Below are 9,875 nucleotides of genomic sequence, written 5' to 3' on the forward strand. Positions count from 1 at the left end.
GGCTGCTGCATCTTTAACAGCCTTATTTCTATCAACAACACGGAGAAATTATGTCCAGTTATCGCCATACGAAAGGGCAAATACAGGATAACGCCTTACAGGCATTGTTACACGATCCTCTCTTCAGACAGCGGGTCGAACAGAAACAAAAAGGGAAGGGCAGTTTCAAACGTAAAGCAAAACATGGAAAAGGAAAAGACTGGGAGGTCAGTGATAAGCGAGCCGTTTATCACTGGCCTTCTGCTTTTCGGGCACAAAAAAGCCGCGTTAAAGCGGCTTCGTCGTTTAAATTTTTGTGTTTTGTTGTTTAAGTAAGTCGCGAATTTCGGTCAGAAGCAGTTCTTCGTTTGAAGGTTTGGGGGCCGGTTTTTCCACTTCTTTCTTTTTATACAGTTTGTTCATCAACTTGATTGCCATGAAGATAGCAAAAGCAACAATGATGAAATCAAATACGGTTTGCAGGAAAACACCATATTCCATGACGACAGCGGGCGCATTACCTACGGCGGGTTTAAGCACCCAACTAAACGATTTGAAATCAACGCCGCCAATCAGCAAACCCAAAGGTGGCATAATGATATTCGCCACCAATGATGAAACAATTTTACCAAATGCCGCACCAATGATGACACCGACGGCCAGATCAACCACATTGCCGCGCATCGCAAAATCACGAAACTCTTTGAATAAACTCATACTTCTCTCCTTGCCTTAGCCAATGCCATAAAGTTTAACAAAGCTTGCCATATTTGCCATTGCTGCGAACAATTTGCTGAATGATGTCAGACACAGCCCTGAATTTTTTAGAGGAAGAACGGACTTGGCTGAAAAAGGCGTTCGACGTCCGGTACAAATTTCTTATCCGTTAAAAACATGACGACGTGGTCGCCCTGTTCAATACGCAGGTTGTCATTCGCTATCATCACATCATCGCCGCGAACCACCGCACCAATCAATGTGCCTGGTGGAAGCTTGATATCATCAATTGACCGTCCTACCACGCGTGAGGTGGTTTCATCACCGTGCGCAATAGCTTCAATGGCTTCGGCAATACCGCGGCGTAAAGACGAAACGCCTACAATGTCCGCTTTGCGCACGTGCCCTAACAGGGCTGAAATCGTGGCCTGCTGTGGCGAAATGGCAATATCAATTACGCTGCCCTGGACCAGATCGACGTAAGCCCGTCGTTGTATCAGCACCATGACTTTCTTGGCACCCATTTTTTTAGCCAGCATGGCCGACATAATATTCGCTTCGTCATCGTTGGTGACGGCAATGAATAAGTCGACCTGCTCGATGTGCTCTTCCGCCAGCAGCTCCTGATCGGACGCATCACCATAGAACACCACTGTATCATGTAACTGTTCTGCCAGCTCGGCAGCACGCTGAGGATTACGCTCAATGAGTTTGACGCTGTAATTTTTCTCAAGCCGCTGCGCCAGGCCAAAACCAATATTTCCGCCGCCCACCAACATGATGCGTTTATAGGGTTTTTCCAGCCGCTGCATTTCACTCATGACTGCACGAATATGCTGGCTTGCGGCAATGAAAAAGACCTCATCCCCTGCTTCAATAATGGTGGATCCCTGTGGACGGATAGGGCGATCCTGACGGAAGATTGCCGCCACGCGCGTATCGATATGTGGCATATGGTCCCGCAGGATCGACAGCGGATTGCCTACGAGCGGACCGCCATAATAGGCTTTGACAACGGCAAGACTGACCTTACCTTCGGCAAAGTTAACGACCTGCAGTGCACCAGGATACTGAATCAGACGATATATGTTGTCGATGACCAGTTGCTCAGGCGAAATCAAATGATCGATGGGCACGGCTTCAGGAATAAACAGTTTATCGGCGTCGCGCAGATAGTCCGCCGCACGGATACGGGCGATGCGATTTGGCGTGTTGAAAAGCGAATAAGCGATTTGGCAGGCAATCATATTGGTTTCATCCGAGCTGGTCACGGCAACCAGCATATCGGCATCCTCTGCACCGGCCTCACGGAGAATACGTGGGTGAGAACCATGGCCCTGCACGACACGTAAATCAAATTTGTCCTGCAGTTGGCGTAACCGAGTTGAGTCTGTATCCACAACGGTAATATCGTTATTTTCACCAACCAGATTTTCTGCCAGTGTGCCGCCGACCTGACCAGCACCAAGAATTATGATTTTCATCGCTTATCAATGCCTTTTCAGAGTGGACCCGTGCGTTTCACCAGCTTAGCGTAGAAAAAACCATCTCCGCCTTCTGCCTCTGGAAAGACCTGCCAACCGTTCAGGGGCGCGCCGGATAATGAGACCGCTTCCGCATCAGCGTGACGCTCGATGAACTCGCTGATTTGCCGCTGGTTCTCGTCCGGTAAGACAGAGCAGGTTGCATAGATCATCGTACCGCCGGGTTTGAGCAGCGGCCAGGTCGCATCCAGAATTTCACGTTGTAATGCGGCCAGCTCGGCAATGTCGCGATCGCGACGTAACCACTTAATGTCGGGATGCCGGCGGATAACGCCGGTCGCTGAGCAGGGCGCATCCAGCAAAATGCGGTCAAACTGACGTTGGTCGCACCACTGCTGCGGCGTGCGCCCATCTCCCTGTTTTACCTCGGCGGTCATCCCCAGACGAGTCAGATTTTCATTCACGCGTTTCAGTCGTTGGGCATCAACATCGACAGCAAGCACCTGTGCCTCGGGAGCAATCTCCAGAATGTGGGTCGTTTTCCCTCCCGGCGCCGCGCAGAGATCCAGAATCTGCTCACCGTTTTTTGGCTCAAGCAGAAGCGCACAGCGTTGAGCGGAGAGATCCTGTACCGTAAACCAGCCTTGCTCAAAGCCAGGCAGCAGAGTAACCGGTGCAGGCGCCGTAAGACGCAGCGCTTCTGGCGCATCTTGGGCGACAGCAGCACTCTTCTCCTCTGCGATGAGGCGCGCCAGCCAGCTGTCCCGTGAATGATGCTGGCGATTAACACGCAACCACATCGGTGGTCGCTGGTTGTTTGCCTCAACAATTTGCTGCCACTGCTCTGGCCATGCCTGCTGAAGCCGGTTCAGTAACCAGCCCGGATGAAGATGACGCTGAGGACCATCCTGAATACTGGCAAGAAGTGCTTCCTGCTGACGCTGGAACTGGCGCAAGACGCCATTGATTAATCCTTTCAGGTTTGCGCGTTTCAGCACCTCCGCCCCGGCCACTGTCTCCGCTAATGCTGCATGAGCGGGCACGCGTGTATAAAGTAGCTGATATAAGCCCACCATAATCAGGAAATGCAGCGTACGCTGCTTACCCGTTAAGGGACGTTCCATCAGTTTGCCGATCAGCGCTTCCAGCTGCGGTAACGTGCGCAGTACACCAAAGCAGATCTCTTGTACCAGGGCTGCATCTTTATCTGAGAGTTTTTTCTGTGCCGCGGGCAAGGCGGTATTGAGTGATTCGCCTTTATCGACAACGCGCTCGATCAGTTGAGCAGACAGGCTACGAAGATTGGTTGATTTAGTCATAAGATAGTGCCATCAAGCAAAAGGCCCGGTTTTGCCGGGCCTGAGGGTCAGTCCAGAAGCGTGCCGGTTTCAAACCATTCGCGACGCGAGTTAAGCAGGTCCTGTGCTGACATCGTTTTTTTACCGGCGGGTTGAAGCTGAAGTAAATTCAGCACGCCGTCGGCAGTGGCAATGTGAATGCCGTGTTTGTCAGCCTGGATAATCTCTCCCGGCTGCTTGTTGACATGAGGTAAGACACTGGCTTGCCAGACTTTCACCGACTGGTCATTCACCATAAAGAAGCTTATCGGCCAGGGATTAAAAGCACGAATGCAGCGTTCCAGCTGTTCAGCCGGCAACGTCCAGTTAAGGCGCGCCTCTTCTTTGCTCAGTTTTTCTGCGTAGTTAGCCAGACTTTCATCCTGCTGAACGGCCTGCGCCTTACCGTCACGTAACTGAGATAATGTGGTCAACAACCCTGCCGGACCCAGATCTGCCAGCTTATCGTAAAGCGTTGCGCTGGTGTCTTCAGCGCTAATCGGACAGGCGAGTTTTAACAACATGTCACCCGTATCCAGCCCGACATCCATCTGCATAATGGTCACGCCGGTTTCGCTGTCACCCGCCCAGAGTGCGCGCTGAATAGGCGCGGCGCCACGCCAGCGTGGTAACAGGGAACCGTGCACGTTGATACAACCCAAACGGGGCATCTCAAGCACGGTTTTTGGCAGGATGAGCCCATAAGCGACGACAATCATGACGTCAGCCTGTAAGTCTGCAACCAACTGTTGGTTTTCTGCCGGGCGCAGGGATTGGGGTTGAAATACCGGAATGTTGTGAGCCTGGGCCAATGACTTGACCGGGCTGGCGGTCAACTTATTGCCGCGACCTGCAGGACGATCCGGCTGGGTGAAGACGCCGACAATCTGATGCTCAGAAGCAAGCAGCGCGTCAAGATGACGCGCTGCAAAGTCTGGCGTGCCAGCAAAGATAATTTTAAGCGGAGCAGACACGTTTATCCCTTATTCCGATCTCAGGAAGCCTGAGCATTTTGACGCGCCAGCTTTTCTAACTTTGTTTTAATGCGCTGACGCTTTAAAGGCGAAAGATAATCGATGAACAGCTTACCATCGAGATGGTCGATTTCGTGCTGGATGCAGATAGCAAGAAGATCACCGGTTTCAAGTTCGAAGCTTTTACCCTCGCGGTCCAGTGCACGGACTTTTACCCGCTCGGCACGAGGCACAAAGGCACGTTGCTCAGGAATAGACAGGCAACCTTCTTCGATACCCGTTTCACCGCTCTTTTCCAGCAGCTCAGGATTGATTAAGACCAGGCGTTCGTCGCGGTTTTCAGAGACATCAATCACAATGATGCGCTGATGAATATCCACCTGCGTCGCGGCAAGGCCGATACCTTCTTCGGAATACATGGTTTCGAACATATCATCGACGATACGCTGAACGTCCGCGTTAACTTCTTTAACAGGCGCGGCAATTTTGCGCAGGCGCTCGTCAGGGAAATGTAATACCTGTAAAACTGACATAAATATCCAGATATAAATTCTAAAAGGGAAAGATTACTTCCTCATATTGTAGACTTTTTACTACCCGATTGACAGCATTCTGCGGAGGGACGCGATGCTTGTCAGAGGGCTTTGAAGATGAGAAAACGGGAGCAATTACTGCGGCTGGGCACTATACCGGGCTTAACCGGCAGGCGTTGGTTAAAGGCGGCACAGCAACTGTCTGAAGGCAAAGATGTTGACGATGTGTTGACCCAGAATGGATTAGAGGTTTCACAGCGCCACCATTACCATCATCTCTCCCCGGGTTGGCTGAAAACGGTAAACACGTGGCTGTCGCAAAGCCCGTTACATCATTTGATTACCGCCCTTGATCCGCTTTATCCCGCTCAGCTCACTGAAATCAGCTGTTTTCCTCCTTTGCTGTATGTAAAGGGCGATCCTTCCGTTCTGGGTACATCGCAGCTGGCGGTGGTGGGCAGCCGCCAGTGCTCTCACTCCGGTCGTTACTGGTGTGACGTGTTCACACAGGCGTTGTCGCTCAGTGGCTTCACCATCACCAGCGGCCTGGCTCTCGGTATTGATGGTGTTGCACATCGTGCTGCGCTGAACGTGAGGGGGAAAACCGTTGCGGTACTGGGCAGCGGACTGGCCCACCTCTATCCCAGGAGGCATGTTGCGCTGGCTCAGGAAATTGTCGAGCAGGGGGGCGCGGTGATATCGGAGTTTCCGCTTGATGCACTTCCTCTGGCACACCGGTTTCCACGCAGAAACCGGATTATCAGCGGATTAAGCCAGGGTGTGTTAGTCATTGAAGCGTCATTAAAGAGTGGTTCATTAGTCACAGCCCGTTACGCATTAGAGCAAAATCGCGCTGTTTATGCCTTGCCTGGAGCATTGGGCAACAGCGGCAGTGAGGGAACAAACTGGTTGATTCAGCAAGGAGCAATGCTGGTGGCACATCCTAATAACATCATTGAAGATTTACGCGCTATGCTTAACTGGTTACCTGTTACACAATCAGACGAAATTTATTCTGATGCCAGTGACGATGCTCCATTGCCATTTGCCGAGCTGTTGGCTAACGTAGGTGATGAGGTTACACCTGTTGACGTTGTCGCTGAACGTGCCGGCCAACCTGTGCCAGTTATTACAGCTCAGTTGCTGGAACTGGAGTTAGCAGGATGGATCGCAGCTGTACCCGGCGGCTATGTCCGATTGAGGAGGGCATGCCATGTTCGACGTACTCATGTACTTGTTTGAGACCTATATCCACAACGAAGCAGAAATGGGTGTTGATCAGGACAGATTGACAGATGACTTGACGGATGCCGGTTTTCATCGCGAAGACATTTATAACGCGTTGAACTGGTTAGAAAAATTGGCAGACTACCAGGAAGGTCTGGTCGCACCAATTTTACTGGCAAATGATCCGCTCTCCATGCGCATCTATACAGATGAAGAGAGCAAGCGTTTAGATGCCGAAAGCCGCGGTTTCCTGCTCTTCCTGGAACAAATTCAGGTATTGAGCCTTGAAACACGAGAAATGGTCATTGAACGTGTCATGGCGCTTGATACTCTTGATTTCGATCTTGAGGATCTTAAATGGGTGGTGTTGATGGTGCTTTTTAACATCCCTGGATGTGAAAATGCCTACCAACAAATGGAAGAACTGTTATTCGACGTCAACGAAGGTATGCTGCATTAAATTTCACTGATGCATTATCGTTATGAGTAAAACCGCACTCTTCACTGTGCGTAAACAGGATCCCTGCCCCGCTTGCGGGGCAGAACTTGTTATACGTTCAGGAAAACACGGTCCTTTTTTGGGCTGTGCAAACTACCCTGCCTGCGATTACATTCGGCCCCTGGGCAACCAGGCCGACGGGCATGTTGTGAAAGTTCTGGAAGGTCACGCCTGCCCGCAATGTGGCGCAGATAAAGTATTACGCCAGGGCCGTTTTGGTATGTTCATTGGCTGTAGCCATTATCCAGAATGTGATTACACAGAAACGATCGATAAACCTGATGAGACGACTCTCGATTGCCCGCAGTGTCAGCAGGGTAAACTGGTACAGCGGCGATCGCGTTTTGGTAAAACGTTTCATTCCTGTGATCGCTATCCAGCCTGCCAGTTTGCCGTCAACCTGACACCCGTGGCCGGGCGTTGTCCGCATTGTGAATTTCCACTTTTAGTTGAAAAAAAGACCACGCAAGGCACCCGGCTTTTTTGCGCCAGTAAACGTTGTGGCAAAGCTATCATTGAAGAGACGTAAGACATCATCATGCAAAATCAACCAGTTTCCGGCTCACTCCAGGATTGTGTGAACCATCTGAAGCAACATGCAGTCATTGCTTACCCTACAGAAGCGGTATTCGGCCTGGGCTGCGATCCTGATAATGAATCCGCCGTCATGGCGCTGTTGGCGTTGAAACGGCGGCCCGTGGAAAAAGGATTGATTCTGATAGCGGCTGATTATGGCCAGCTCATGCCCTACGTTTCCGATCACGTGTTAACGGCGATGCAGCGTGAACGTATGTTTGCCTGCTGGCCCGGCCCGGTCACCTTTGTCGTGCCTGCGGCACCGCATACGCCGCGTTGGTTAACCGGACAATTCGATTCTCTGGCTATTCGCGTCAGCGATCATCCTGACGTTCAGGCGTTGTGCCGGGCGTTTGGCAAGCCTCTGGTGTCAACCAGTGCGAATCTTTCAGGGCAGCCGCCCTGTCGCACAGTAGATGAAGTCAAACGGCAGTTTGGTCCGGCGTTCCCCGTGCTCAACGGGAACACGGGAGGCAGGTTAAATCCTTCCGAGATCCGCGACGTCATCAGCGGCAACCAGATACGGCAGGGTTAGCAGATGATACATTTTGCCGTTTTTGGTCACCCAATAAGCCACAGTAAGTCGCCGCAAATCCATCAGGCTTTTGCCAGACAAACGGGGATCACCCTTCAATATGATCGTATTGAAGCGCCTGTGGATAGTTTCCCCGAGGCGGTTACGACGTTTTTTGCCCAAGGCGGAGCGGGCGCAAATATCACGTTACCTTTCAAGCAGCAGGCCTGGGAATATGCCGATCAACTGACCGAGCGGGCTTCTACCTCGGGGGCGGTTAACACGTTGAAAAAGTGCCCGGACGGACAGATTCTTGGCGACAATACGGACGGCATTGGTTTAGTCAGCGATCTTCAGCGTCTGTCGATGATCAAACCAGGCGATCGTGTCTTACTGATGGGGGCTGGTGGGGCAGCGCGTGGCGTGATCCTGCCTCTGCTTTCTCTGGGAACGACGATTACGCTAGTCAACCGCACGGCTGCGAGTGCCCAAAGCATGGCAAAGGCGTTCGGACAGTATGGGGCGGTGAGTGCATGTTCATTTAATGCGCTGAGTGGTAAACAATTTGATTTACTGATTAACGCGACATCGAGTGGCATTAATGGCGATGTGCCGCCATTACCCTCATCATTAATCCATGCTGATTTACACTGCTATGACATGTTTTATCAGAACGGATTAACCGCTTTTCTGCGCTGGTGCCAACAACAGGGTTCATCGCATCTTGCGGATGGATTAGGCATGCTGGTGGGGCAAGCCGCGCATGCATTTCATTTATGGCATGGCATCATGCCGGAAATTGCGCCGGTGATCGCGTCATTGAAAGCGGAGCTGTCGTCGTGAATCAGGCTATCCAGTTTCCAGATCGTGAAACGCTGGATACGACATTAATGGCTGTCTGTTTCCCTGTTTTGGTCAATGGCATGGGGCTAACCTGTGCCATCAGTGTGACGGCTTTACACCAACAATTCGGGGAAGGGGATGCGATGGCACTGTTTCGTGACCATCGCTGGGATTTGGAAGATCAGGCGGAAGACTGTATCCGTAACGATCAGGTCGATAATGAAGGATGGATCTGGCTGTCGCCGGCCAGGTAGTCGTTCTTCCAACTGACATAGTTGCTGGCAGAGTAGAGCAATCCTGCTATTTCTTTTTCATTCAGCGGTCGGATCTGTTTGACCGGACTGCCTACATAAAGATAACCACTTTCCAGCCGCTTACCGGGAGGAACCAGGCTCCCGGCACCAATCAGAACGTCATCCTCAACAATCACGCCATCCAGCACAATTGACCCCATTCCAACCAGTACGCGATTGCCAATAGTACAACCGTGCAGCATGGCTTTATGTCCGACAGTAACATCCTCACCGATCACCAGTGGGAAACCTGCAGGATTAGCATCAGACTTATGGGTAACATGCAGCACGCTACCATCCTGAATATTGGTGCGGGCGCCGATGCGAACCTGGTTCACATCACCACGAATAGCCACCAGAGGCCAGATACCGACATCGTCTTCCATGATTACGTCACCCGCCACAACGCTGGTGGGATCAACCATGACGCGCAGACCCAACTGCGGGAAGAGATGTTTATAAGGACGTAACGCTACAGTCATTGTGCTCTCCTTTACTGTGTTTACCGGCAGCCTGATGCGATTGTGACCAACTGGCAAGGGGATTTTGCGCCGGATCGTTGGTGATCTAATCAATATGAATGTTTTCTCGGCAGTCAGTAAAAAGATCCAAAAAAAGGGTTGTGCAATTAAATCGGATCCCTATAATGCGCCTCCATCGACACGGCACAACGGCTTACGGAATGCGGTGTTGAGAGGGTCAGGCAACTGAACCGCCGGAGAAAAACTTCTGAAAAAGAGGTTGACTCTGAAGGAGGAAAGCGTAATATACGCCACCTCGCGACAGACGGTTAACCCGCTGCTCGCACTGCTCTTTAACAATTTATCAGACAATCTGTGTGGGCACTCGCAGGATTGATATCAGCGTCTCCGGACGTAAAAAATATCAAAGCCTCACGA

At 51.4% G+C, this 9,875-nt stretch carries 13 protein-coding genes; 7 read left to right on the forward strand and 6 right to left on the reverse strand.

The features are described from left to right. Positions 1 to 50 precede the first annotated feature (50 nt). A complete protein-coding gene (locus DFO57_RS22235; protein WP_029569220.1) occupies positions 51 to 311 on the forward strand; it encodes an alternative ribosome-rescue factor A in 261 nt (86 codons plus the stop codon). Here the strand turns inward: DFO57_RS22235 and mscL are convergent. The 5 genes from mscL to def form a co-directional block, all read right to left on the reverse strand. Then, a complete protein-coding gene (gene mscL, locus DFO57_RS22240) occupies positions 286 to 696 on the reverse strand; it encodes a large-conductance mechanosensitive channel protein MscL (protein ID WP_013027457.1) in 411 nt (136 codons plus the stop codon). The genes DFO57_RS22235 and mscL overlap by 26 nt on opposite strands. 107 nt (positions 697 to 803) lie before the next feature. Beyond that, complete coding sequence (gene trkA, locus DFO57_RS22245; RefSeq protein WP_013027456.1) at positions 804 to 2,180, reverse strand: Trk system potassium transporter TrkA; 1,377 nt, start codon at positions 2,178 to 2,180, stop codon at positions 804 to 806. A 17-nt stretch (positions 2,181 to 2,197) separates the two neighbouring features. Further along, entirely contained in the window at positions 2,198 to 3,499 is a 1,302-nt protein-coding gene (gene rsmB / locus DFO57_RS22250) for a 16S rRNA (cytosine(967)-C(5))-methyltransferase RsmB (protein ID WP_110016028.1), read from the reverse strand. A 47-nt stretch (positions 3,500 to 3,546) separates the two neighbouring features. Then, on the reverse strand, positions 3,547 to 4,491 hold the full coding sequence (gene fmt / locus DFO57_RS22255; protein WP_110016030.1) for a methionyl-tRNA formyltransferase: 945 nt from the start codon (positions 4,489 to 4,491) through the stop codon (positions 3,547 to 3,549). A gap of 20 nt (positions 4,492 to 4,511) precedes the next feature. Continuing rightward, the gene (gene def / locus DFO57_RS22260) at positions 4,512 to 5,024 is read right to left on the reverse strand and encodes a peptide deformylase (protein ID WP_013027453.1); all 513 of its coding nucleotides are present in this window, start codon (positions 5,022 to 5,024) and stop codon (positions 4,512 to 4,514) included. 117 nt (positions 5,025 to 5,141) lie between these two features. On the opposite strand from def, the gene dprA reads away from it, so the two are divergent. From dprA to DFO57_RS22290, 6 genes are read left to right on the forward strand one after another with little or no spacing between them, the layout of a single operon-like run. Then, positions 5,142 to 6,266, forward strand: a complete 1,125-nt coding sequence (dprA, locus tag DFO57_RS22265; protein WP_015699401.1) for a DNA-protecting protein DprA — start codon at positions 5,142 to 5,144, stop codon at positions 6,264 to 6,266. Next, on the forward strand, positions 6,238 to 6,711 hold the full coding sequence (smg, locus tag DFO57_RS22270; protein WP_013027451.1) for a DUF494 family protein Smg: 474 nt from the start codon (positions 6,238 to 6,240) through the stop codon (positions 6,709 to 6,711). Before dprA ends, smg begins: the two co-directional genes overlap by 29 nt. 22 nt (positions 6,712 to 6,733) lie before the next feature. Further along, positions 6,734 to 7,279 (forward strand): type I DNA topoisomerase, encoded by a 546-nt coding sequence (locus tag DFO57_RS22275; protein ID WP_014594750.1) that lies wholly within the window; start codon positions 6,734 to 6,736, stop codon positions 7,277 to 7,279. A gap of 9 nt (positions 7,280 to 7,288) precedes the next feature. Continuing rightward, entirely contained in the window at positions 7,289 to 7,861 is a 573-nt protein-coding gene (tsaC, locus tag DFO57_RS22280; protein ID WP_014594749.1) for an L-threonylcarbamoyladenylate synthase type 1 TsaC, read from the forward strand. 3 nt (positions 7,862 to 7,864) lie between these two features. Further along, positions 7,865 to 8,683 (forward strand): shikimate dehydrogenase, encoded by an 819-nt coding sequence (gene aroE / locus DFO57_RS22285; RefSeq protein ID WP_014604877.1) that lies wholly within the window; start codon positions 7,865 to 7,867, stop codon positions 8,681 to 8,683. After that, positions 8,680 to 8,937 carry a DUF1488 domain-containing protein gene (locus tag DFO57_RS22290; protein ID WP_014604878.1) on the forward strand — a complete coding sequence of 86 codons (258 nt, stop codon included), beginning with the start codon at positions 8,680 to 8,682 and terminating at the stop codon, positions 8,935 to 8,937. The genes aroE and DFO57_RS22290 overlap by 4 nt, the downstream gene beginning before the upstream one ends. Here the strand turns inward: DFO57_RS22290 and DFO57_RS22295 are convergent. Further along, complete coding sequence (locus tag DFO57_RS22295) at positions 8,892 to 9,458, reverse strand: gamma carbonic anhydrase family protein (protein WP_014604879.1); 567 nt, start codon at positions 9,456 to 9,458, stop codon at positions 8,892 to 8,894. The genes DFO57_RS22290 and DFO57_RS22295 overlap by 46 nt on opposite strands. Between the last annotated feature and the right edge of the window lie 417 nt (positions 9,459 to 9,875).

The organism is Pantoea sp. AG702 (assembly GCF_003182295.1).
Taxonomy (GTDB): domain Bacteria; phylum Pseudomonadota; class Gammaproteobacteria; order Enterobacterales; family Enterobacteriaceae; genus Pantoea; species Pantoea ananatis.

What these genes read in the sequence shown, in the direction of transcription:
- DFO57_RS22235 (WP_029569220.1), top strand. Translation starts at nt 51, where the DNA reads ATGTCCAGTTATCGCCATACGAAAGGGCAAATACAGGATAACGCCTTA.
- mscL (WP_013027457.1), bottom strand. Translation starts at nt 696, where the DNA reads ATGAGTTTATTCAAAGAGTTTCGTGATTTTGCGATGCGCGGCAATGTG.
- trkA (WP_013027456.1), bottom strand. Translation starts at nt 2,180, where the DNA reads ATGAAAATCATAATTCTTGGTGCTGGTCAGGTCGGCGGCACACTGGCA.
- rsmB (WP_110016028.1), bottom strand. Translation starts at nt 3,499, where the DNA reads ATGACTAAATCAACCAATCTTCGTAGCCTGTCTGCTCAACTGATCGAG.
- def (WP_013027453.1), bottom strand. Translation starts at nt 5,024, where the DNA reads ATGTCAGTTTTACAGGTATTACATTTCCCTGACGAGCGCCTGCGCAAA.
- dprA (WP_015699401.1), top strand. Translation starts at nt 5,142, where the DNA reads ATGAGAAAACGGGAGCAATTACTGCGGCTGGGCACTATACCGGGCTTA.
- smg (WP_013027451.1), top strand. Translation starts at nt 6,238, where the DNA reads ATGTTCGACGTACTCATGTACTTGTTTGAGACCTATATCCACAACGAA.
- DFO57_RS22275 (WP_014594750.1), top strand. Translation starts at nt 6,734, where the DNA reads ATGAGTAAAACCGCACTCTTCACTGTGCGTAAACAGGATCCCTGCCCC.
- tsaC (WP_014594749.1), top strand. Translation starts at nt 7,289, where the DNA reads ATGCAAAATCAACCAGTTTCCGGCTCACTCCAGGATTGTGTGAACCAT.
- aroE (WP_014604877.1), top strand. Translation starts at nt 7,865, where the DNA reads ATGATACATTTTGCCGTTTTTGGTCACCCAATAAGCCACAGTAAGTCG.
- DFO57_RS22295 (WP_014604879.1), bottom strand. Translation starts at nt 9,458, where the DNA reads ATGACTGTAGCGTTACGTCCTTATAAACATCTCTTCCCGCAGTTGGGT.